This is a genomic window from Clostridium hominis, from assembly GCF_014287825.1.
GTDB lineage: Bacteria > Bacillota > Clostridia > Clostridiales > Clostridiaceae > Clostridium > Clostridium hominis.
Map to the genome: position 1 here is coordinate 1 of NZ_JACOOO010000018.1, position 24,807 is coordinate 24,807.

General features: G+C 28.3%; 21 protein-coding genes and 1 tRNA gene. 18 read left to right on the forward strand and 4 right to left on the reverse strand.

Annotated elements, in window-relative coordinates; translation table 11 throughout:
- The first annotated feature begins 209 nt into the window (after window positions 1-209).
- The 5 genes from H8S20_RS10395 to H8S20_RS10415 all read left to right on the forward strand — a co-directional run bounded on the left by H8S20_RS10395 (window position 210) and on the right by H8S20_RS10415 (window position 4,114).
- A complete protein-coding gene (locus H8S20_RS10395) occupies window positions 210-989 on the forward strand; it encodes a TIGR02452 family protein (protein WP_042281408.1) in 780 nt (259 codons plus the stop codon).
- Between the two features lie 154 nt (window positions 990-1,143).
- Window positions 1,144-1,602, forward strand: a complete 459-nt coding sequence (locus H8S20_RS10400; RefSeq protein WP_032118246.1) for a C-GCAxxG-C-C family protein — start codon at window positions 1,144-1,146, stop codon at window positions 1,600-1,602.
- Window positions 1,603-1,900: 298 nt separating this feature from the next.
- On the forward strand, window positions 1,901-2,716 hold the full coding sequence (locus H8S20_RS10405) for an amino acid ABC transporter substrate-binding protein (RefSeq protein WP_186860072.1): 816 nt from the start codon (window positions 1,901-1,903) through the stop codon (window positions 2,714-2,716).
- 19 nt (window positions 2,717-2,735) lie between these two features.
- Complete coding sequence (locus tag H8S20_RS10410) at window positions 2,736-3,410, forward strand: amino acid ABC transporter permease (RefSeq protein ID WP_032118248.1); 675 nt, start codon at window positions 2,736-2,738, stop codon at window positions 3,408-3,410.
- 11 nt (window positions 3,411-3,421) lie between these two features.
- Window positions 3,422-4,114 carry an amino acid ABC transporter ATP-binding protein gene (locus tag H8S20_RS10415; RefSeq protein WP_186860073.1) on the forward strand — a complete coding sequence of 231 codons (693 nt, stop codon included), beginning with the start codon at window positions 3,422-3,424 and terminating at the stop codon, window positions 4,112-4,114.
- A gap of 50 nt (window positions 4,115-4,164) precedes the next feature.
- On the opposite strand, the gene H8S20_RS10420 is transcribed toward H8S20_RS10415, so the two are convergent.
- Window positions 4,165-4,947, reverse strand: a complete 783-nt coding sequence (locus H8S20_RS10420) for an endonuclease/exonuclease/phosphatase family protein (RefSeq protein ID WP_032118250.1) — start codon at window positions 4,945-4,947, stop codon at window positions 4,165-4,167.
- 311 nt (window positions 4,948-5,258) lie between these two features.
- On the opposite strand from H8S20_RS10420, the gene H8S20_RS10425 reads away from it, so the two are divergent.
- Entirely contained in the window at window positions 5,259-6,812 is a 1,554-nt protein-coding gene (locus H8S20_RS10425; RefSeq protein WP_186860074.1) for a C40 family peptidase, read from the forward strand.
- A gap of 36 nt (window positions 6,813-6,848) precedes the next feature.
- Here H8S20_RS10425 and H8S20_RS10430 read toward each other — a convergent pair whose 3' ends face one another.
- Window positions 6,849-7,154 (reverse strand): hypothetical protein, encoded by a 306-nt coding sequence (locus tag H8S20_RS10430; RefSeq protein WP_186860075.1) that lies wholly within the window; start codon window positions 7,152-7,154, stop codon window positions 6,849-6,851.
- A 412-nt stretch (window positions 7,155-7,566) separates the two neighbouring features.
- Between H8S20_RS10430 and H8S20_RS10435 the strand changes: the two genes are divergently transcribed.
- The 5 genes from H8S20_RS10435 to H8S20_RS10455 all read left to right on the forward strand — a co-directional run bounded on the left by H8S20_RS10435 (window position 7,567) and on the right by H8S20_RS10455 (window position 13,958).
- Entirely contained in the window at window positions 7,567-7,974 is a 408-nt protein-coding gene (locus tag H8S20_RS10435; RefSeq protein ID WP_032118253.1) for a hypothetical protein, read from the forward strand.
- A 204-nt stretch (window positions 7,975-8,178) separates the two neighbouring features.
- Window positions 8,179-11,544 carry an AAA family ATPase gene (locus H8S20_RS10440; protein WP_243177613.1) on the forward strand — a complete coding sequence of 1,122 codons (3,366 nt, stop codon included), beginning with the start codon at window positions 8,179-8,181 and terminating at the stop codon, window positions 11,542-11,544.
- 242 nt (window positions 11,545-11,786) lie between these two features.
- The gene (locus H8S20_RS10445; RefSeq protein WP_186860077.1) at window positions 11,787-13,154 is read left to right on the forward strand and encodes an APC family permease; all 1,368 of its coding nucleotides are present in this window, start codon (window positions 11,787-11,789) and stop codon (window positions 13,152-13,154) included.
- A 142-nt stretch (window positions 13,155-13,296) separates the two neighbouring features.
- The gene (locus H8S20_RS10450) at window positions 13,297-13,818 is read left to right on the forward strand and encodes a nitroreductase family protein (protein WP_186860078.1); all 522 of its coding nucleotides are present in this window, start codon (window positions 13,297-13,299) and stop codon (window positions 13,816-13,818) included.
- A 65-nt stretch (window positions 13,819-13,883) separates the two neighbouring features.
- Window positions 13,884-13,958: transfer RNA gene (locus H8S20_RS10455), tRNA-Cys, on the forward strand.
- Between the two features lie 143 nt (window positions 13,959-14,101).
- Here the strand turns inward: H8S20_RS10455 and H8S20_RS10460 are convergent.
- The gene (locus tag H8S20_RS10460) at window positions 14,102-15,895 is read right to left on the reverse strand and encodes a peptidoglycan-binding protein (RefSeq protein WP_186860079.1); all 1,794 of its coding nucleotides are present in this window, start codon (window positions 15,893-15,895) and stop codon (window positions 14,102-14,104) included.
- Window positions 15,896-16,073: 178 nt separating this feature from the next.
- Here H8S20_RS10460 and fliB point away from each other — a divergent pair, with 178 nt between their 5' ends.
- The 3 genes from fliB to H8S20_RS10475 all read left to right on the forward strand — a co-directional run bounded on the left by fliB (window position 16,074) and on the right by H8S20_RS10475 (window position 20,183).
- Window positions 16,074-17,234 (forward strand): flagellin lysine-N-methylase, encoded by a 1,161-nt coding sequence (gene fliB, locus H8S20_RS10465; protein ID WP_186860080.1) that lies wholly within the window; start codon window positions 16,074-16,076, stop codon window positions 17,232-17,234.
- 315 nt (window positions 17,235-17,549) lie between these two features.
- Window positions 17,550-19,112 (forward strand): AbgT family transporter, encoded by a 1,563-nt coding sequence (locus tag H8S20_RS10470; protein WP_032118266.1) that lies wholly within the window; start codon window positions 17,550-17,552, stop codon window positions 19,110-19,112.
- A 279-nt stretch (window positions 19,113-19,391) separates the two neighbouring features.
- Window positions 19,392-20,183 (forward strand): 7beta-hydroxysteroid dehydrogenase, encoded by a 792-nt coding sequence (locus H8S20_RS10475; protein WP_186860081.1) that lies wholly within the window; start codon window positions 19,392-19,394, stop codon window positions 20,181-20,183.
- Between the two features lie 61 nt (window positions 20,184-20,244).
- Here the strand turns inward: H8S20_RS10475 and H8S20_RS10480 are convergent, their stop codons facing one another.
- A complete protein-coding gene (locus H8S20_RS10480; RefSeq protein ID WP_186860082.1) occupies window positions 20,245-20,844 on the reverse strand; it encodes an ECF transporter S component in 600 nt (199 codons plus the stop codon).
- A 238-nt stretch (window positions 20,845-21,082) separates the two neighbouring features.
- Here H8S20_RS10480 and H8S20_RS10485 point away from each other — a divergent pair, with 238 nt between their 5' ends.
- The 4 genes from H8S20_RS10485 to H8S20_RS10500 form a co-directional block, all read left to right on the forward strand.
- Complete coding sequence (locus H8S20_RS10485) at window positions 21,083-21,751, forward strand: response regulator transcription factor (RefSeq protein ID WP_032118267.1); 669 nt, start codon at window positions 21,083-21,085, stop codon at window positions 21,749-21,751.
- Complete coding sequence (locus H8S20_RS10490; RefSeq protein WP_186860083.1) at window positions 21,748-22,767, forward strand: sensor histidine kinase; 1,020 nt, start codon at window positions 21,748-21,750, stop codon at window positions 22,765-22,767. The genes H8S20_RS10485 and H8S20_RS10490 overlap by 4 nt, the downstream gene beginning before the upstream one ends.
- Window positions 22,768-22,911: 144 nt before the next feature.
- Window positions 22,912-23,679, forward strand: coding sequence for an ABC transporter ATP-binding protein (locus H8S20_RS10495; protein ID WP_032118269.1), 768 nt, complete (start codon window positions 22,912-22,914; stop codon window positions 23,677-23,679).
- On the forward strand, window positions 23,669-24,807 hold a 1,139-nt coding region (locus H8S20_RS10500; RefSeq protein ID WP_186860084.1), incomplete at its 3' end, for an FtsX-like permease family protein. The genes H8S20_RS10495 and H8S20_RS10500, both read left to right, overlap by 11 nt.

A 24,807-nucleotide genomic window follows, 5' to 3' on the forward strand; every position in this document is an offset into this window, starting at 1 on the left:
GAATTTTAAAATAGCCAAAGATAACTTTTATATTTCTAAAGGCAGATAAGAGTATTGATGATGCTGAAATGTATTATATATCAGCTGTTTTATAAAGATAAATTTTATAGGGTATATGAATTAGTTCATATACCTTATTATTTTTTAATTACAAAATATATATTTATATTATAATTAATATAAATATTGGAAATAAGGAGATTATATTAATGTATAAGGAAAAGTTAATGTATGTTGTGGAAGAGAATTTTAAAATAGCCAAAGATAACTTTTATATTTCTAAAGAAGGAAATAAGGTGGAACTTGATACTAAGGTTAAGGATATGATAGATAAAACTGAAGTTGTAAGTAATGAAGTAACATATGTTAATAATTATAAAGATATTCAAAATAATTATGTGGTTAGAGATAATATTATAAATACAGGGACTATAGATGCTATTTTAAAATTAAGAAGCGAAGGAGTAATTGGCAATATAATAGCTTTAAATTTTGCAAGTGCTATTAATCCAGGTGGTGGATATTTAATGGGAAGTAAAGCTCAAGAGGAAAGTTTATGTAGGGCTTCTATGCTATATGAAAGCTTGAAAAAACAGAATGATTTTTATGAGTTTAACAGAGAAAATTATACACCTTTATATAATGATAGAATGCTTTATGTTCCTGATGTACCTATAATCAGAAATGATAATCTTGAACTTTTAAATAATTATGAGTTAGCTTCTTTTATAGTATCTCCAGCTGTAAACAAAAGAAAAGCATATGCAGAAGGTATAAGAGATGAAAAATTAATAGTTGATATTATGGGTAAGAGAATAGAGAAGATAGTAAAGCTAGCCATAAGTAAAAATCCTACTGCATTAATATTAGGAGCATTTGGATGCGGGGTTTTTGGAAATGATAGAGAAGTTGTTTATGATATTTTTGAGAAATACATTAGAAAGTTGATGCCAATAGAAATAAAAGTTATTTTTGCTGTAATTCCATAGTCTATAGATAAAAGTTAAAGGTAGAGGATATATTATATCATCTACCTTACTAAATAATAAAAGCGTATTATAAATAAAACTTAATATTATGTAATTATAAAAGTAGATTGACCCGATTTATGTAACATATATAATTAAATATAGAGGTGATAATATGAGGACAAGCGATATAGATATTAATAAAATTAGGGAAACAGCAGAAAATTATTATAGAAATGGAGACTTCTTTTGTTCGGAAGCAATAGTTAAAACTATTAAAGATGAGTTTAAATTACCTATATCAGATGAAATTGTTGCTGCAGCGTCAGGATTTCCTATAGGAATAGGTGGCTCAGGGTGTACTTGTGGAGCTGTATCTGGTGGAGTTATGGCATTGGGATTAGTTTTTGGTAGACAAGTAGCTAAAGATCCCAAAGTGCGTAAAACTATGGAATTAACAAAAGAATTACATGAAAAGTTTAGAAATAACCACAAGAGCTTATGTTGCAGAATACTAACTAAAGGATTAGATATGGGGTCAGGAGAGCATAAGGAACAATGTATATCATTTACTGGTGAAGTGGCAGAGGAAGTAGCTAAAATCATAGTGAGAGAATTAAATTTAGAAAAATAATAAAAAATACTTGAATTTCCAAAAAACGAAATGTATAATTATAACAAATAAAATTTGGAGGAATATTATGAAAGCATTTAATTTTGTTAAAGAAAATTTAATACATCATCATACCTAGAGACTTGGTCTGTTTAAAAGCAGATACAGGTCTATTTGGAGTTAGGCTTGTATCTCTAGGTATAATAAATTAAGTGCAATCATAATTTGTTAAGCCATGTAGGAGGATAAGCCTACATGGCTTTTTTGTTATATAAAAATGCAATAATTTAAATATTTATTTTAAAAGGAGGAAAAGTATATGAAAACTAAAAAAATGTTAAAAGGTGTAATGATAGGACTTGTTGTAGCAGCTGCACTATGGATGGTAGGTTGCTCAAATAGCAGTAGAAGTGAAGGTAGTACTTTAGATAAGGAAGTACTAGTTGTTGGAATGGATGATGCTTTCGCTCCAATGGGGTTTAAGGATCAAGACGGAAATATTACAGGATTTGATGTTGATTTAGCTAAAGCTTTAGGAGAAAAATTAAATAAGGAGATTAAATTTCAGCCTATTGATTGGACTATGAAAGAAACTGAATTAGACTCAGGCAACATAGATTTAATATGGAATGGATATACAATAACTGAGGAAAGAAAGGAAAAAGTTACTTTTTCAGCTCCTTACTTAAAAAATAGACAAGTTATAGTTACATTAAGTAATAGTGAGCTTAATTCAAAAGCTGATTTAAGTGGTAAAAAGGTAGGAGCTCAAGATCAATCATCTGCTGTAAGTGCTATGGAAAAAGATGATGAGTTATACGAAACCTTTGATGGTGGAAAGGCGATCACTTTTGAAGATAATAATCAGGCTTTAATGGATTTGCAAGCAGGAAGAATTGATGCAGTAGTAGCTGATGAAATATTAGTTAGATATTATATAGAGTTAAAAGGTGAAGATAAATATAAGATTTTAGAAGATGATTTTGGCGATGAGGAATATGGTGTAGGAATGAGAAAGGGAGATGATAAGATGGTAGAAGCTTTTAATGAAGCATTTAAAACAATGTCTCAGGAAGGAAAGCTAAAAGAAGTATCTGAAAAGTGGTTTGGGGAAGATATAACAATAATAAAATAGGTAGTTAGGAGCAGGAAAAATGGATACTATAATTAAATTTTTTAAGGAAATTTTAAATTATTCACTTATATTGATGCCTCAAGTTTTAGAAGGATTAAAAGTTACATTGATAATTTTCATATTGACTTTAATACTATCTATTCCTTTAGGGATAATAGTAGCTTTAGGAAGAAGATCAAAAATAAAATTAATAAGCAAAGTAACAGGTACCTATGTATTAATAATGAGAGGAACTCCTTTATTGCTGCAGATAGTATTCATTTTCTTTGGTCTTCCAAATTTGAATATAGTTATTGATAGGTTTCCAGCAGCTATAATAGCATTTACTTTAAATTATGCAGCATATTTCGGAGAGATATTTAGAGCAGGTATAGCATCAGTAAGTGTTGAACAATATGAAGCAGCTAAGGTTTTAGGATTATCCAAAAGAGATACTTTTTTTAGAATAATATTACCTCAAGCTTTTAAAACGGTATTACCACCTATAGCAAATGAAATTGTAACATTAGTGAAAGACACAGCGTTAGTTTATGTAATAGGATTAGATGAATTGTTAAGAGTGGGGAAGATAGCTTGCAACAGAGATTCTTCATTAATTCCACTTATAGTAATTGGAGTAGTATATATGATTTTAATTGGAATATTAAGTAAGATACTAAATAAGGTAGAAAAGAAATTTGAATACTATAGTTAAGAGGTGGAATTATGTTGAAAATTATAGGTCTTAGAAAGACTTTTGGGGATAATGAAGTTTTAAAAGGAATAGATTTAGAGGTGAATAAAGGAGAAATAGTAGTAATAGTAGGACCATCAGGAGGCGGGAAAACAACATTAGTAAGAGCCATAAATGGGTTAGAAACTTGTGAAGAAGGAAAGATAGTAATAAATAAAAATACATTTTGTGAAAATGGAAGATATGCATGCAAAGAAGTATTAAAAGAAATAAGAAAAGATATAGGATTAGTTTTTCAAGGGTTTAACCTTTTTCCGCATAAATCAGTGTTAGATAATTTAATTGAGGCACCTATTAGAGTGCTTAAAGAGGATAGAGAATTAGCTATAAAGAAAGCTAATGATATATTGGAGTTTTTAGGACTTGAAGATAAAAGTACTTCTTATCCCTGTGAGTTATCAGGAGGGCAGAGACAAAGGGTAGCTATTGGACGAGCTTTAGCTTTAAATCCTAAGATTATGTGCTTTGATGAACCTACATCAGCTTTAGATCCATCATTAACTAAGGATGTTGCTAATTTAATTAAAAGTCTTGGAGATGAAGGAATGGCTATACTTATTATTACTCATGATATGGATTTTGCAAAATTGGTATCAGACAAAATTGTATCAATGGATAATGGCAAAATTTTAAACAAACATATATATGAAACATCCTCTTCTTAACTGACAATCAAAATTATAAATAAGAAAGTGCGAATTTTACTTCGCACCTTCTAAGATTTTTTAAGTCTTATATTAGCTAATAATGGAAAGTGGTCAGAAGGATATTTTCCGTTTACGCTATCTGTAATTATATCTACATCAACTATTTCTAGTTCTTCACTAACAAATATATAATCTATATGGTAACCATTTTCTTTGCCTTTAAAACCTGCACGTGTCGGTTTGTTATATAGTTCGGTATTCTTTTCTTGGACAGCAAAAAATGTTTTGTTAAAATACTTACCATTAACAAAGTTTTTTACTACTTTACTTTTAGGGCTTGCATTAAAATCTCCCATAACAATTATTGGCAGTTTGTCCTCTTTATAATTAGATTCAATAAATTTGCTTAATTTTTTTATACCGTAGTCCCTAGCTTGTGGTAGCAAACAATCAAGATGAGTATTATATACTCTAATATTTGTATTGTCTTCAAGTTTAAGTTTAGCAGTTGTACAGATTCGTGGATAAAGAGAAAACCAAGGTTGGCTTCCAACTTTATTAGGAGTTTCTGATAACCAAATTGTTTTATGATCTTCTATACTATGTTTTTTAGGTATTATTAAGTCATTTCTTTCCGCAAATAACTTTTTGCTCCTAGCTTTACCTATCACATTAAAATCTTTAGTAAATTCAATAAGATCTTTATGCATCTTATTTGTTAATTCTTGTACTCCAATAATGTCACAATTGTATTTGAACATTATTTCTTTAACAATATCTTTACGGTTAATCCATCTATTATTTATATCTAAAATGAAATCACTTCTAAGATTAAAAGACATTACTAACATTAAATTCTCACCTTTTTCTGTTTATTCTACTTAATTTTATTCAATTATTTAACAGCCTATTCAAATGGTTGAATAATGATTTACATTACTATTTTATCATATTTTAATTATTATAATCATTTAATGATAAATTTCTATTTTTATTACATTTATTTTCCAGAGAGTGATATAATTATTATGAAATAGGGAAATAAATCCTAAATATTTGTTAAATGATGCCGATAAATAGTAAAAAGTATTTAAAATTAATGGATGAATGTGCTAAAATAAATTGCTGAAATAGTAAGAAGAGTGGAGGATAGGTTCTGTATATGAATAAGAGTAAAATAAAAAAAACGATTGCTATATCAGGTGTAATTGGCGGTATGGTTATGCTAAAACCAATTACTGCTCAGGCTTTAGAGAATAATGAAATGCCAACAACTGATCCTAATGTAGAGAATGTTAATGCTAGAAGTTCTAGTAGGGGACAAGTAACAAATGTGGATGGAACATATTTAAGAATAAGATCAAATCCATCAACTAGCTCTGAGATTCTTGGAACAATGACTGAAGGGGTGAGTTTTGAAATTATATCATATAGTAATGAGTGGTATAAGATTAAATATAACAGCATTGTTGGATATGTTCATGGAGATTATGTAGAGGAAGTTAACTCAAGCTCTACAGAAGAAACATTATATTATGGAAAAGTATATAATGCAGCGCCAAATTTAAGAGTTAGAAGTGGTTCATCATTAAATTCATCTATAATAGGATATGTTGTAGATAATACTACTGTTGCTATAGTTGGAACAGCAGGTGAGTGGTATAAAATTAAGTTTAATGATGGTTATGGATATGTTCATAGTGACTATATCTTAGTTAATGGAAATAGCAATGATAATAACAGCGGAAGTGGTGCTGGTGGAGATGATACTATAAGAGAAACTGGATATGTATATGATTTAGGTGGATCTTCGTTAAGAGTTCGTAAAGCTCCAAATACAAGCTCTGAAGTTTTAGGTAGTTTATACGAAGGAAATGCTGTTAATATTATAGGAGAAGAGGGGAATTGGTATAGAATTTCATATAATAATTCTGTAGCATATGTAAGCAAAGACTATGTAACTTTAGAAAAAGTTACAAGTGATAATAATAGCGGAAGTACAGATAATTCACAAGGGCAAGTTATAAATACAAAAGGGATAGTTATAGATGTTGAAGGCTCAAATTTAAGAGTCAGAAAAGAAGCCTCAACAGATTCTTTTGTTATAGGTTACCTATTAAACAATACTATAGTAGAAATACAAGAAAGAGTAGGTAATTGGTACAAGATAGTATTCAAAGATTCAGTAGGTTATGTAAGTGCTGATTATATTAGTTTGAATTTAGAAGATAATTCAGGGAATACTAGTGCTGGGGATACTGTAAATAAGGAAGCTTATAATATAATTTTAGATTCTATGAAAGCTCAAATAGGAGCTCCATATGTATGGGGAGGAGCTGGTGAGTTTCTAACAACAGAATTTTTAAATGAACTAAAAAATAGATTTCCAGCAGATACTGCTCAAGGAGAATATGACCATGCTGAAGGTTTTGTAGATATGGGATATAGGGCATTTGACTGCTCAGGTCTTATTTATTGGGCATTTAGACAAGCAGGTATTAATGTAGGAAGAACAACTTACGATCAAATTAATAATGGAGTAGAAGTATCATTAAATGATGTTATTCCTGGAGATTTAATTTTTGCATCAGATTTAGGACATGTTGGTATGTATATTGGAGATGGTAAGTGGATTGAATCTGCTTATACAGGAGATACTGTTAGAATAAGTAATGTTCCATGGGGATATGTAAGCAGAGCTAGAAGAATATTATAGAAAAGTGCGCATAAAGCGCACTTTTTATGTTTTAAATTATTTTCTAAACAGAAGTATTCCTGTTTTTATTAATAAGCAAAATCCACCTATTATTGAACTGAATATAAGTAGTGTTTTAAATAATGAAGTTGGTAAAAATCTCATTTTTAAAGATAAAAAAATAGATATACTAACAATTGAAAATCCTATGATTATAAGAAGATAGCCTAAAGGTGATTTTTTATTTAGAAAAATAATTCCTACACCAAGTAATAATAAAATAGATGAAGTTGCAAAATTAGCACCACCACTTAAGGAGTTTCCCAAAATAATTGGTGTGTAGACAACTATGTTCTTTAGCAAATTAAATATACCCCAAAATATTAACAATGCTCCTAGGATTATAGGAGAAAATCTATAATTTCTACTATTTGAAAATTTTAAAGGTTTAATGCGTAATAAGGGGAATTGCCTCTTAAATATTATATTACAACTGTTTTTATAAAACTTAGGCCTTGGAGTATATTTAATAGATTTTTTTCGATACCTCAAAAATACATCTCCTAAAATAAAAAGTAATCATTATTATTATATGAAATTAATTTTAAGCTGTGATAAAACTTTAAGTATATATAGAGTTTTTATAAGAAAATATAATTAATTTTAGCCTGAAAATTAAGGGGTATAATAGATTTTGCAAGAATATGAATTAAATATTAAATTTAGAATATAAATTTAATATAGGAAATAATAATTTTTAGTTAGGTGATTTTAAATGAAGGAAGGTACTTGGTATAGAATTAAGTACTCAATAGGTTATGTTTTTGAAAAAAGTAAGCTAGTGATAACTATTCCTGTAGGAATATTAGATTCTACTAAAGATAATTTTGAGAAAAATATAAAGTTAATGGATATAGGTCCTTATATAGCCCTGCCGAGTGAAGCTATAAGCATAGGTGAAAGCTGTAGGGATAATATATCGAGAGTTCTTAATGAATCACCAGAGGATGCAATTATAATAATTGATAAAATAATAGATGGCAAAACAGGAGAAATATTAGAAGAAATATGTGGTGAAGCAAAGGAACTGTATGATTCAGAAAAGATTTACTTACAAAAGGAATATGTATTAAAAAATATAGATGAATTTAATGACAATATTGATCAGTATAATTTTGAATAAAAGTTTTAAAGATTATTAAAGCATGATATGTGAGACTCAGGTCTTATATATTGTGCCTTTTATTATGTTGACAATTTTAATATTAATTAATATAATTGCTTAAATAGAAAAATAGGCGTTTGGAAAGACTGTATTATTTTTCTAATAAATAGTTTTATTAAACTTAATAACAAAAGAAATAATAAGCAAAGGATGATGAGAAGTTTGAGTAACATAGATATATTTAAAAATATTGAAGAAAAGCTTAATAATGAATTTATAGGGCAAAATAATTTTTTTAGTAAGTTATGTAATTACTTTAGGGAAAAGATAAGTAATGATGAAAAAGGGATTTTATTATTAGTTGGAAGTAAAGATACATTTAAAAAGGCTAGCGTAAGATTTATATTCCAAGAGCTTAAAGAAAATAAGATTATAGAAAATGGAGAAGTAGAGGATATAGATTTATCAGAGTATAGTTTTAAGTTAGGATATAATGCTTTCTTAACAGATCTTTATGAAAAATTAAATAACGATTCTAAATGCATAATATTTAAAAATATTGATATGGCATCGGAAGAAATTTTAGCTCTTCTTTCTAAGATAAGACCTAATAGTTGTTTACCTTTAAAAAGTGAATATATATTAAAAAATAAGTTTATGATAGAGGCAGAAGCTAATGACAGTGATGAAAAGATAAATGCTTTCTTATGTCACAATAAATTTTTTGTATTTGTTTATAATAATGACAATGATGATAAGTTTAACCAAATAAAAGATAAATATTTAAAAAATAGCGAAGAAATATTTTATACAAAGGATTTAACTAAAGAAGAAAGAGATTTAGTTATTAAAGCAGAGACAATAAGAGAAATAAGAAAAATACAAAATGAATTTAACATAGATATAATATTAGAAATAAAGGAAGATTCAAGTAAGGCTGATGATTATTTATTATGTTCATATCTACAAGATTTCTTTATTGAAGATGTTAATTTTGATGTGAAGCAATACGTTTCTTATAAAGTGTACAAACCACTTAGAAATCTTATAAATAATCAAGAACTTCAAAATGAAAATAAAATTTTAATTTATGTAGAAGAAAATGAAATATATTGTAAGACTAATGATGAAGTATATAAATTAAGTGATTACTCTATTCCTACTTTAGAAGAGGCTAGATATAAGTTAGATTCAATTATAGGTATAGATGAGTTAAAGGAATTTATACAAAATGTTGAAAATAACTATAAGGTTCAAGAAATAAGAGAAAGGTTAGGACTTAAGTCTTCTATGCCATCTCTTAATATGATATTTGCAGGTAATGCAGGTACTGGAAAAACTAATGCTGCAAGAGTAACTTTTGAATATTTAAATGCATTAGGTATAATAAAAAAAGGCGTATTTAGAGAAGTTAGTAAAGCTGACTTTATAACAGAAAATCCTAGTGATGCGGCAAAGAGAACTAATGATATTATAAACTCAGCTTTAGGAGGCGTACTATTTATCGACGAAGCTTATTCATTATGTCAAGATGAAAATGACAAAGTTGGTAAGGAAATAGTAGATGCCTTATTAAAGGGAATAGAAGATAATAGAGATAATTTAATAGTGATTATTGCTGGATACGAAAAAGATATTGAAAAGTTCTTAAAGTACAACCAAGGGTTATCTTCAAGATTCCCAAATACGATTCATTTCCATGATTATGATCCTAAACAAATGTATGCTATAGCTGTAAATATTGCGAAATCTAAAGGATATACAATATCAGAAAAAGCTAAAAGTGGGCTAATAGATTTATTTACTAAAAATCAATTAATAGGTAAAAATGATTTAGGAAATGCAAGATTTGTTAGAAATATAGTAGAGAACGCAATTTTAGATGCATCTAAGAAGTACCTAACTAATAAAGAGAGAGAAATAGACGTATTAGAAAGAGATAACTTTAACTTTAAAGCTAAGGCTAAGTTTAATTTAGAAGAAAAGTTAAAAGGAATAATAGGACTTGATGAAGTAAAAAATCTTTTAAGAAGTCAGTATAAATTATTAGTTGCTCAAGAAAAAAGAAAGTCAGTTGGTGTTAATACAAAAATTGAACAAAATTTAAATATGGTATTTGCAGGTAATCCAGGCACAGGCAAAACTAGTATAGCTAGACTTGTAGCAGAAATGCTTAATAGCATGGGACTACTAAAGGGTGGACAGCTCGTAGAAACTGACAGATCAAGTTTTGTATCAGATATACCTGGTCAAACAGCTAAGAAAACTGAAGAAAAGTTTAAAGAGGCTATTGGAGGAATTCTATTTATTGATGAAGCATATACACTTGCTAATGATGATTTAGGAAGAGAGGCAGTGGAAACTTTACTTAAGTTAATAGAAGACTATTCAAAAGAAGTAATAGTGATATTAGCTGGATATGAAGAGGAAATGGAAGATTTCTTCGATGTTAATATTGGATTAAAATCAAGATTCCCATTATGGACTACATTCCAAGATTATAATCCAAATGAGCTGCTAGAAATGTCTATAAAGCTTATTGAATCAAGTGGATTTAAACTTTCTAAAAATGCATATGTAGCATTAAAGAATAGTTTTGTTGATATTTATAAAAATTCTGATGCAACTTCAGGAAATGGTAGAATGGTTAGAAACTATGTAGAAAGGCTAATAAGAAATCAAAGTATAAGAATTGCAGAAGAAGATATAAGTGTTTATGAGATGAACTTAATTACTACTAAGGATATAGAGAAGATAAATGTATCTGATTATGATAATAAGTTTAATTTAGATAAGAAGTTAGACGGGGTTATATCTAATGAAAATGCAAAGAACTTTTTAAAAGAACAGTATAAGTTTATGAAGGTTATGGCTAGAAAGAAGAGATTAGGAATGGCCACAGACCTAAATAAATATATGAATATAATTGCTATGGGTTCTGAAGGAACAGGTAAAAAAAGAACTTTTAATATATATACAGAAATGCTATACAATTTAGGTATTGTTAAGTCGAAAAATATGATTGTAATTGATAAATATGATATAGTTAATAGCTTTAAGAATGGACGTAAGGTTGATGAAGTATTTAGTAAATATGTTGGAAAGGTAGTTTTCGTACAAAATGCTGACCTTTTATTAGAAGAAGAGAATCATAAAGAGATAATAAACAGCTTAATTAAATTTATTGATAGCAATTATAGTAAGCTAATTATAGTTTTATCTGGTGATAAAATAGGTATTAGAAACTTAATACAAACAAATGAAGCTTTAAGCTATAGATTCCCTGTAAAAGTAGAATTTAAAGATTATAAGATTGATGAACTTTTAAAGATAGCTTTAACTACATTAATGATAAAAGGATATAATCTAAATGATGAAGCTAAAGAAAAATTAGAAGAAACTTTAATAGAGATTTATGCTGATAGTGAAGTGATATTAAAAAATGGATTATTAATAAATCAATTCTTAGATTGTTTAATAAGAACTCAAAGCGTAAGAATTTGTGATGAAAACTTTAATAATAAAGAAATTAATATAATTACTATTGAAGATATTGAAAAGAGCAAATATAAATTTTTATTAATATAACTTATAAGAGTAGAAAAAGAAGAATAGCTAGCAATTAATATGGAAAAGGTTGTATCTAAATTATATTTATTTAGTTTAGATATGGCCTTTTTGATTTATATTTAAAAAATGGAATAAATATGCAGTAAAAAGAGGAGAAAATGATAAAATATAGAATTATTTAAGTATTATTCTAATATGAATGGTATATATAGCTTAGAATAAAAAAACTCTATGTATAAATATAAAAAGGAAGGTGAGCTATGAGCAATAAGCTAGATAAAAGGTATGGGCTATTAACAGCTATAGCAATGGTAATAGGTATTGTTATAGGAAGTGGAGTTTTTTTTAAAGCCGAAAAGGTTTTAAAAGCAACAGGGGGAAATCTTCTGTTAGGAATTATAGCATGGATTATTGGTGGCATAATTATGATTTCTTGTGCTTATACATTTGCTGTTATGGCAACTAAGTATGAGTATGTAAATGGAGTTGTAGATTATGCAGAAGCCGCAATAGGAAAAACTTATGGATATTATGTTGGATGGTTTATGGCAGTTATTTATTATCCAACATTAACTTCAGTATTAGCTTGGGTATCTGCGAGGTATACCTGTGTTTTGTTTGGATTTTCAATTACTGGTGGGGAATGTATGACGATTGCATGTTTATACTTAATTGGGGCTTTCGCAATAAATTCTTTATCGCCAGTATTAGCAGGCAAATTTCAGGTAAGTACAACAATTATTAAACTTATACCATTACTATTAATGGCGGTAGTAGGAACTATTGTAGGACTAAGTAATGGTATGACAGTAACAAATTTTACTACAGTAGTAGAAAATGTTGATACATTTAGTGGGTTGTTTACTGCAGTAGTAGCTACAGCTTTTGCGTATGAAGGTTGGATAATTGCAACTAGTATAAATGCAGAGTTAAAGGATGCAAAGAAAAACTTGCCAAGGGCTCTTATAGGTGGGACTTTTGCAATTATGTTAGTATATATTTTATATTATATTGGACTAGCAGGTGCAGTAAGTAACGAAGTAATGATGGCAGGGGGAGAAGCAGGTGCGAAACTTGCTTTTGAAACTGTATTTTCAAGTATAGGTGGATCTTTAATATTTGTATTTGTAATTATTTCTTGTTTAGGTACATTAAATGGGTTGATGCTTGGTTGTACGAGAGGGCTTTATTCTATCGCAGTAAGAGGAATGGGACCAAAGCAAGAAGTTTTTAAACAAGTAGATAATATTACAAATATGCCTACAAACTCATCAGTAATTGGATTATTATTTTGTGGAATATGGCTATTATTTTTCTATGGAGCAAATCTTACAGATTCATGGTTTGGATTCTTTAGCTTTGATTCATCAGAATTACCTATAGTAACTATTTATGCTATGTATATTCCTATATTTATAATGATGATAAAAAAGGAGAAAGAGTTAAGTATATTTAAGAGATTTATTATGCCGATAGTATCGATATGTGGATGTATATTTATGATGATAGCAGCATGCTTTGCACATAGAATAGCAGTAGTTGCTTACTTAATAGTATTTGCAGTAGTTATGATTATTGGTGCAGTATTTGCAAATAAAGTATATGTAGGCAGTAAGATGAAAAATTAATTTTGGGGAATAAAAATAGTAGTATTATTAAATTATAATAAAGTAAATAAATCCAAGTTGTTTAAAAGGAACTTGGATTTTTTCTTTAAGGAAGATATAATTAATTAAAAGAGCAAAATTAAGTTGTTAATGAGGTGATTTGATGATAGATTTATTAAAGACAAGAAGAAGTATACGAAAATATGAAGATAGAGATATTGAAAAGGAAAAAATAGATAACATTCTTAAGGCTGGACTTTTAGCTTCATCATCTAAAGGAAGAAAACCATGGGAGTTTCTTGTTATAAAAGATAAAGAAAAATTAGAAAAACTATCAAAATCTAAGCCTATGGGAAGCTTTTGGTTAGCTAATGCACCTGTAGGGATAGTAGTTATGGCTAACAAAGAAATAACTACAGATGTTTGGATAGAGGATACGGCTATAGCAGCTACTTTAATGCAATTAGAAGCACATAGTTTAGGGCTTGGATTATGTTGGTCACAGGTAAGAGAAAGAAATTATGATGATAGTTTGAATTCAGAAGAGTATGTAAGAAAACTTTTGAATATACCTGAGAACTATGGTGTTTGCTGTATTATTTCAATAGGATATCCTAATGAAGCTAGACCTGCTTATGAAGAAAAGGATATAGATTTTACTAAAGTTCATTATGAAGAAATTTAATAATTAATCAAAAAAGTATTAACAGAATTAGATTTTTATAGTATAATGATTAGTGTAATACAGATGGCGCTATAGCCAAGTGGTAAGGCAGAGGTCTGCAAAACCTTTATTCCCCAGTTCAAATCTGGGTGGCGCCTCCAAAGATCTATTAGTAAGTTTCTAATAGATCTTTTTTATTTTGTAAAAAGAAAAATACTATAAATTATTAAAAAAATAAAAAGTTAATATATAAAGAATTTATAAAATAGTGCTGTAATAAATACAGCACTATTTTATAGTAAATTTATTTATTTAGATTTGAATATACTGTATATAGTTTATCCCAAGTAAGTTTACCTACAAGACCATCAGGCACTAGATTAAATTCAGCTTGAAAAGCTATAACTGAAGCTGTAGTTAAAGGACCGAAGATTCCATCAGCATTTACTGCAGGAATTGAAGGATATTTTTTTGATATTGCAGAAAGCCAAGTTTGAATAGTTTTAACGTCGTTACCTCTAGAACCTTCAGCAATAATATATCCTGGGTATGGAGTGGAAGGTGCAGAAATTATATACGGTTCAATAGTTTTATATATTTCATAAAGTTTTCTCCAGGTATTCTTACCTACTATACCATCGACGCCTAATCCGAATTTTTGTTGGAAAGCTTCAATAGCATTTTTAGTAGAATTTCCAAAAATACCGTCGATTTTAATAGGAGGTATATTATCATAAAATAAAGCAATGCAATTTAAGAAGTACTGAAGAACTTTAACTCCGTCGCCTTTAGAACCAAGTTTTAGTATATAAGAAGGTGGTGTAGGTTCAATAGGAAGTTTCTCACCTTCAGAATCTAGTTCAGCAAGATTTTTAACACCTACATAAATCTGAGATATCTTGTACCAAGTTCCTTTACCTACTATTCCGTCTTGAGATAAATTAAATATTTTTTGAAATGTTTTAACTGCCTTTTCTGTAGTTTCGTTAAAATATCCATCCGTTTGGGAGATTGGAATAGCAGGATAATTTTTTGCAATTCTATTTAATTGAACTTGTATAGTTTTTACTGCATCACTGCTACTTCCAAGCTTTAATGGAGTTCCTGGATAAGAGTTATCAATAGCATCTACTACAGGTGCATTTCTGAGTTCTATATTATCACCATAATAATAAGTTAAAATTTTGAATGGATAATATCCAGAGTTAGCTAAGGAAACTGTGCCCCATTGAGAAAGCCCATCACAAGTAACTGTGGTACCATTACAATATTGAGCCAGTAGAGGTTCTAGAAAATCTGTTCTGCTTATATAATCATTAAAAATATCATCAACGATTCTGCTAATATTCTCAAAGATATCTCTGCCATTAACAAAATAATGATCATAGGCAGTAGAATTAGTAATATCAAAATTATATCCTCTACTTCTATACCATTCTGTATAAATACGATTTAAAGTAAAAGAGATTTGTGCGTATATATTAGCGCGGATTGCGTTTTCAGGCCAAGTTGGATATATTTCACTTGAAGCTACATTTTTAATGTAATCAGTAAATGGCACAGTAACATTAACTGCATTAGATGTAGGGGTTCCTAAGTGGACAGTAATATTAGTAGGTATAACGGGTTTTTTTAGTAAAAATGTTGTAGGACTATTACTATTAGTTGTTGAGTTGGTGCTATTAATAGGCTCATTTGTATTGGAAATTTCATTTTCTTTAATTAAACCATGAGGAGTAATATCTACTACATCAAATTCATTAATTGATCTTCCTTTTGGAAGCAATGATACTGGTTGAATTGATGTTATGTCAGGAAAAATTTCAATATTTTTAATTAATACGTTTCTAAAAGTTTCGCTTATTATATAAGCATCATAAGTTGTGTATGGTATTACGTCTGTGTTAGGAGTTTCTGAAAGTTCTTTATCTAATGTATACAAATCTATAATTTCGCTTTTACCGCTACTATCAATTGTTAACAAACCATCGAAAATTGGGATGCCAGAAATAGAATCAACAATAAAAATATTTGCATTACTTATTGGATAGGCTTTTTGCCCAAAATATAATTGAAATTGTAATTTTCCAATTGCCATAAATATCTCCTTAAAATCTATCACATTACTTATATTATTTAATAAAATGAAATTTGTGTGTTGATATTAATGAAATGACTTTATAAGAAATATTGATTAAATAAAAATATGGTGATACCATAAATAATTGATAGTAAATAAAGAGTTTTAGAATATATAAAATATGCGAGGTAAACAAATGAAAATAAGAGTACCAGATTACTTTGATGATTTTAAATGTATAGCATCAGAATGCGAAGATACTTGTTGTGCAGGATGGGGAATAGTTATAGATGATGAAAGCTATAAGAATTATATGAATGTAAAAGGGGAGTTTGGTGAAAGATTAAGAAGCAAGATTGTAACTGAAGGAAGCGAAAATATCTTTGTATTAAAAGGTGATGACTGTCCATTTTTAACGGAAAATAAAATGTGTGATATATATAATAATCTTGGAGAAGATAGTCTTTGCTATACTTGTAGACAATATCCAAGAGTGATGGAGGAATTCGGAAGCCTAAGAGAGGTGTGCTTATCATTATCTTGTCCGGAAGCATGTAGAATAATTTTAAAAAGTGATAAAAGAGTAGGATTTAAATTAACTGAAGATGATGAGGAAGTTACTAGATACAATGATATTAATGCTATGCTTTATTTAAATCTTATGCAGTGCAGAAATATAGTTTTTAAAATACTACAAAATAGAGATATGGATTTAAATAAAAGAGTTTCAATCATACTTAAGTTCATAGGTGAAGTTCAAGATAAAATAGATTCAAACTTAATACAAGGTATTAAAGATAGTATAAGTAAGTATTCAGATAATAAATTTATAGAAGATGTAGCTATTGATATACAAAACTATAAAAGTAATGAAAGTATTAAGTATAATAATGTATATGAAATATTTAAGGTCTTTAAGGAATTAAAACATATAAATCCTAATGATCCATTATCTTTAGAAGATGCATTAAGATATTTTTGGCAAAGTGAAGAAGATGAATATATATATTTAGAAAAACATAATCAGTTTGATAATTATTTTAGTGACAAAATATATAAGTTTGAAAATTTATTAGTATATTTTGTGTTTAGATATTTTATGAAGGCTGTTTTTGATTATGATGTATTAGCAAAGATAAAAACTGCATTAGTGAGCTATATTATGATAAAAGAGCTGTTAATAGTTAGATGGATTGAAGAAGGTGGAAAACTTACAGAAAATGATTTAGTGGAGATAGCTCATACTTATTCTAAAGATGTAGAGCACTTAGAAGAAAATATAGAAACTTTAGCGGAAGTTTTTGAAACCAATAATGTATTTTCTATTGATAATCTAATAATTACATTGACAAATTAATAATGAATTATAAATATAATTAATAAGTACCTATTATTATAATGGGTACTTTTATTCTTTTATCAAAAAGTATTAATAAAACTTAAATTTTGTATATAAAAAGAGATTATTAAGTAAAAAAATAATAAAGTAGAATATCTATTTTGATAAATCAATTAAATTTTATGGTTTACAACATAAATTTTATTACTATATTGCGAAAAATATAAATAAATTTGCAGAAATATTAATAAAAGTGTTGATAAATTGTTAATATTATAGTAATATAATAATAAATTCGCAATAATTTATAAATAATAACAAGGGGGATAAAAAATGGAACAGAGAAAAGAAGAAATACTAAAGACAGAAGAACCGAAAAAAGTTTCTCTAATTGAAAAAATTGGTAAGAAGATACCGGATCCAGTAATTATATTTGCAATATTTTATGTTGTTGTTTTAGCTGCATCTTTCTTCTTAGGGGGAAAAACATTCGAAACTATGGCTGGTGATGGTAGTTACACTACTAACACAATTTTAAATATGCTAGAGCCTGAAAATGTTCAATGGATATTCTCAAATGCTTTACTTAACAACTGGTTAGCATATGGTGGAGGAGTATTAGGTACTATCCTAGTAGTTATGCTTGGAGTAGGACTAGCTGAAGAATCAGGTCTTTTATCTACTTTAATTAAAAAGGTTGGATTAAAAGTTTCAGATAAAATGCTTCCTATAGTTTTAGTTTTCTTAGGAATCATGAGTAGTATAGCTACAGATGCAGGTTACGTAATATTAATACCACTTGCAGGTCTTTTATATGCAGGATTAAAGAAAAACCCACTTATAGGTATGGCTGCTGCATTCGCAGGGGTTTCAGCTGGATTCAGTGCTAACTTAATACCAGCTACACCGATTGATATAATCATTGGTAACAATGCTAAAATATTTGCTGAAGGACAAGGAGTTCCTTTCGTTAACGCTGCTGGACAAGCTTTAAACCCAGCAACAATGCACTATTACTTTGTAGTTGCTTCTACTTTCTTACTTGCTATTATTGGTGCTTTCGTTACTATTAAAATAATTAAGCCAAGACTTGAAAAAGAAAGCTATATAATTCCAGCAGATATGAATTTAGATGATTTTACAGTTAAAAAAGAAGAGAATAAAGCTCTTAAGTTTGCAGGTTTAGGTTTCTTAATAGCTGTTGTTTGTGTAGTTGGATTATACTTTGGGCCTTTAAAGACATTTATAAATGCAGATGGTGCAAAAGTAACTCCATTTATGGATAACATAATATTAATTATAACATTCTTATTCTTCTTACCAGGTGTATTCTATGGTGCAAAAGTTGGTAAGTTTAAGAATGCTAACGATGTAGTTAGAGGTATGTCTAAGCAAATGGGATCTATGGGATCAGTACTTGTATTAACATTCTTCTCATATAACTTCCTAGCTTTATTATCTAAGAGTGGACTTGGAACTTATATAACATACTTAGGTGGTAACCTACTTAAGTCAATGAACTTACAAGATGCGCCAATATTATTAATAATTGGTTTTATAGTAATTACAGCTATAATCAACTTATTTGTTGGTGGATTAACTTCAAAATGGATGTTACTTGGACCAATATTCTTACCAATGTTATATCAAGTAAATTCAAATATGACACCAGAAGTAGTTGCTGCTGCTTATAGAGTTGCTGACTCATCAACTAATATAATAACTCCATTAATGTCTTATGCAGGAATTATCTTAGTATTTATGAGAAAGTATAAGCCAGAATACACAATTGGTGATATGATCAGATTAATGATGCCTTACTCAGTAAGCTTCTTAGTAGGATGGACAATTTTATTATTAGGATTCTTCGCATTCGGAATACCATTCGGATTCTAATAAATAATTAATATAAACACCTTATAGCAAAGCTATAAGGTGTTTTTTATTATGTTAAAAACATATATAAATAGATGTAATTAAATTGAGATTAAGATTATTATTTATAAAATATAAGCTAATAGAAGTTGGAAAAGATATTAGTCGTTATTAAAATATAAAACTTTCCTTTAAAGGATTTAATAAATAAGTTAAATTGACAATAATATAACAAAGTTTTATACTTAAAATTAAGTTGTATTAAAAAAACTATAAAAATGTTTAAGGGAGGCAAGTAATATGAATTTAAGAGAGAAATATGGTCAATGGGGAATTATATTAGGTGCTACTGAAGGAGTAGGAAAAGCATTTTGTGAAAAAATTGCTTCAGGTGGGATGAATGTAGTGATGGTAGGCAGAAGAGAGGAGATGTTAAAGGAGTTAGGTAAAGAAATAAGTGATAAGTATGGAGTTGAACATTTAGTAATAAAAGCAGATTTTGCGGATTCAAGATCTGTAGATAAAATATTTGAACAAACAAGGGAATTAGATATGGGATTCATGTCTTATGTTGCTTGTTTCCATACCTTTGGTAAGTTACAAGACACTCCTTGGGAAAAACATGAGCAAATGATAAATGTAAATGTTATTACATTTTTAAAATGTTTTTATCATTATATGGGTATATTTTCCAAACAAGATAGAGGGGCAGTTATAAATGTAGCTTCTCTTACCGGAATAAGTAGTTCACCTTATAATGCACAGTATGGTGCAGGAAAATCATATATATTAAAGTTAACAGAGGCAGTTGCTTGTGAAGCGGCTAAAACAAATGTTGATGTTGAAGTAATTACATTAGGAACTACTATTACACCAAGTCTGTTAAAAAATCTGCCAGGTGGTCCTGCTGGAGAAGCAGTAATGAAGTCTGCATTAACTCCGGAGGAATGTGTTAATGAAGCTTTTGAAAACTTAGGAAAAACTTTTTCAGTTATAGCAGGTGAGCATAATAAGAAAAATGTACAAGACTGGAAAGCTAATCATACAGCTGATGAGTATATAACATATATGGGATCTTTTTACGAGAAATAATGCAAAAGGATGTTGGTAAATGGTTATTAACCCATTATCAACATCCTTTTTATATTTATAGTTATTGTCTTTTGACTTTTAAAACACCTATAATAACTGGCACAGAAATTAATGCTGAAGCAATAGCCTCTAATACACCGTTTGTTGTAGCTACTCCAAATAAAGTTGCACCAACAACATTAGGCGAAATATTAATAGCTTTTGCATATTGATCTAAATATAAAATGTAAGTTAATCCTAGCACGCCTACAGTATTTGTGAAGGTAGCTAAAATAGCAGATATACCTATAGAAATTTTAGGCTTTTTTAAAGTTTTTACTAAGAATTTATAAACGTAGTATGCAACTATTCCAATTAAAACTCTCGGTACTAAAGCTATTAATGGATTTAAAAATAAAAATGATGTGACAGTTGGTGCTGTAAGTGCTTGATACATTGAAAATAGACCAAAAATAAGTCCTACAGAAGCACCTACAATTGGACCTTCTAAGATTGCACCTATAATTACAGGTAAGTGCATAATAGTTAGACTGAATGCTGGTAATCTTATAAATCCTAGACCAGACACTCCTAGAAAAATTGAAATTGAAGAAAGCATAGCTATTATAACTAACTTTCTGATCTTTGTTTGAAATCTTCCCATCCCACTTGCTTTTAACATTTTGAATCCTCCGTTCTTATTCCATAATGGATATAATTCGGCAAAAAAATAATATTTTGCTTAGTTCAGTTTCTTAAAAGAATACCGACTCTGATATTTTATCATGACTATTTAAATTAGTAAATTATTTTATGACTATAAATATGGTGTTTAATGGGAAAAGTTTGGGGAAATAGTCTGGTATATAAAAATAGACTTATGATAGTAAATTAAATATAATATGGATGAGGTGAGAATTATGGAAAAAATTATGATAATAGAGGATAATAAAGAGTTTAGAAATGAATTGATAGAATTTCTTTCAAGGTATGGATATAAAGCTTATGGTCCAGATAGGTTTGATAATATAATTGAAATTATATTGAAGGAAGATGCAGATTTAATTTTGCTTGATATAAATTTACCTTATTATGATGGATATTTTATTTGCAGAGAAATTAGAAAAGTAAAAAATACACCTATTATAGTAGTTACTAGTAGAAACAGTGATATGGATGAGATTATGAGTATGAACCTAGGAGCAGATGATTTTGTAACAAAGCCTTACAATACACAGGTATTACTAGCTAGAATATCTTCTGTATTAAGGAGAGCTTCAGGTGGAAAGCTTCAAGAGGTGTTAGAACATAAGGGGCTTAAATTAAATATAACATCAGGAGTATTAACATTTAATGAAAATACTAGTGATTTAACTAAAAATGAACTTAAAGTATTAAGTTGTCTTATGAAAAATAAAGGGATTATAGTAACTCGTGATGAATTAATGGACTACTTATGGAGTTCAGATTTATTTGTGGATGAGAATACCTTATCAGTAAATATAGCTAGATTAAGAAAAAAATTAGTGTCATTAGGTTTTGAAGATGGAATAGAAACCAAGAGAGGAATTGGATATATATTGGTATGAGATTAGGAAAGTATTTAATAGACAAATTACCTTTTTTAATTTTAAATATAATTATTTTTACTTTCTGTGCAATAATTATGACAATATCTAATCTAACTATTCAGGTTGTTATTGTATTAGCGCTAATTTGGTTTGTACCTATATTTATATTTATTATTATAGATTTTATAAGTAAGAGAAAGTTTTATAATGAATTAATCCAAATAAGTAATAAACTAGATAAAAAGTATTTATTACCAGAAGTTATTAAAAAGCCTAGAAGTTATGAAGGACAAATATTGTATGATGTTTTAGAAGAAAGTAATAGAGCTATGCATGAGCATGTAAATGAATATAAGATAATGCAAAGTGAATATAGAGAATATATTGAAGCATGGGTTCATGAAATAAAAACACCAATTGCACTAACTAAGTTAGTTGCAGAAAATAGTGAAGGAAAGACAAAAACTATAATACAAAATCAAAGTAAAAAGATTGAAGAGTATGTAGAGCAAGTTTTATATTATTCAAGAAGTACAGATGTAAGTAAAGATTACATAGTAAAGGAATTTGATATTAATGAAACAGTTAAAAAGGTTATACGTAATAATAGATATGATTTAATAACTGGAAAGTTCCAAATAGATATATCAGAGTCAGAATGTACTGTAATAAGTGATGAAAAATGGGTAGAGTTTATTATAAATCAGGTAATAGTAAATTCAATTAAATATAAAAAAGATATAAATCCTAAAATAAAAGCTTATACTAAAAGATTTGATGATAAGGTTATATTAACTATTGAAGATAATGGTATTGGAATAATTAACAAGGATATAGCTAAAGTTTTTGATAAAGGCTTTACAGGGTACAATGGCAGAAGATTTGGGAAGTCTACTGGCATAGGCTTATATTTATGTAAAAAGCTTTGCTTAAAGCTAGGACTTAATATTACATTAACTTCAGAATATGAAAATGGTACAAAGGTAAATATTATATTTCCTCTGGGAAATCTTACGATTTTGAAAGAAAGTTGAAAGACTTTTCGATAGATTGAAGTTAAAGATAATTATATACTTTCATTAAGGAAGCTCATTCTCGTAGTCGTAGGGTACTTGAAGTTAAGGGCTATTTATTAAATTAGAGATTAAGAGTTTCACTTAATGGAGGAGGTTTAGATTATGAAAAGTATTTTAAATGTGAAGAATGTAGAAAAGTATTATGGGAATAAAGACAATGTAACAAAGGCTTTAGATAATATTAGTTTTACAATAGATAAAGGTGAATTCATTGGAATAATGGGTCCGTCAGGAAGTGGTAAAACAACATTACTTAATTGTATATCAACTATTGATAAAGTAACTACTGGAAGAATTGAAATTGATGGGGCTGATATTACAAGATTAAGAGGGAAAAAGTTAGATAAGTTTAGAATGAACAAGCTAGGATTCATTTTTCAAGATTTTAATCTCTTGGATACGTTAACAGCTTATGAAAATATATCACTTGCTTTAACTATCGGAGGGATGAAAGGGAAAGAAATTCGTCCATTAATTGAGAAAGCAGGGGAAAGCCTAGGAATAACAGATGTATTAAATAAGTATCCTTATGAAATGTCTGGAGGACAAAAACAAAGAGTTGCTGCAGCTAGAGCTATAGTGACTAACCCATCCCTAGTACTAGCAGATGAACCAACAGGAGCTCTTGACTCTAAATCAGCAAGGATGCTACTAAATTCAATTGAAAGATTAAATAAAGAATTGAATGCAACAATACTCATGGTTACTCACGATGCTTTCACAGCAAGTTATGCTCATAGGATACTTTTTATTAAGGATGGGAAGATATTTAATGAGCTTATTAGAGGAAATGATACTAGAAAAGAGTTCTTTAATAAGATAATTGAAGTAGTTACTTTACTTGGAGGTGACGCTTCAGATGTATTTTAAAATAGCTGTAAAAAATATTAAAAAGAGCTTTAAAGATTATGCAATATATTTTTTAACACTAACTTTTGCAGTATGCATATTTTATTGCTTTAATTCTTTGGACTCACAAATGGCAATAGCTAAAATGAATTCAGTTCAAACATCTTATGTAGAAGTTATGAAACAATTAATGTCAGGTGTATCGATATTTGTATCATTTATTTTAGCAGGGCTTATTATTTATGCCACTAACTTTTTGATTAAAAGAAGAAAAAAAGAGTTTGGAATATATATGATGCTTGGCATGAGCAAAAGGAAAATATCATTTATATTACTTGTAGAAACATTAATAGTTGGGATTATATCACTTATTGCTGGATTACTACTAGGTTTAGCCTTATCACAAGGATTATCCCTATTAACTGTAAAAATGTTTTTAGTTGAGATATCACAATTCAAATTTGTAGTTTCAGGTGAAGCAATTATAAAATCAATGACTTATTTTGGCTTAATTTATATTGTTGTTATAATATTTAACCTTATCGTTATTTCAAAATATAAACTTATAGATTTAATAAACTCATCTAAAAAAAGTGAAAAGATTAGAGTGAGAAATAAAGTAGTGTCGTTTTTAGTTCTTATAGTGTCAATAGCTATACTAATAATAGCTTATTATTTTGCAACAGTTACTAACTTAGATTTTACTGACCCAAGATTTATGACATCAGTTTTTTTAGGTATAATAGGAACTTTAGGGTTCTTCTTTGGTCTTTCATCAGTATTATTAAGTTTATTAAGAAAAAATGAAAATGCATATTTTAATAGTCTTAATACCTTCACAATAAGACAAATCACAAATAAGTTTAATACTAATTTTATCTCAATGACAGTTATTTGTTTAATGCTATTTATAACGATAGGGATTCTAACATCGGGATTTAGTATTAAGAAATCCTTTGAGTCAGGCTTGAAAGAATATACACCATTTGATTTATCATTTACTTTAGATAAAGATACAGAAGATAACAATATACCTATAGAAGAAGCATTGGAGAAATATGGTGTTATTTTAGATGAAAATACTGAATATATTACTATGAATTCTTATGTAATAGACTTTAGCATTAAAAGTATATTAGGAAAATATAC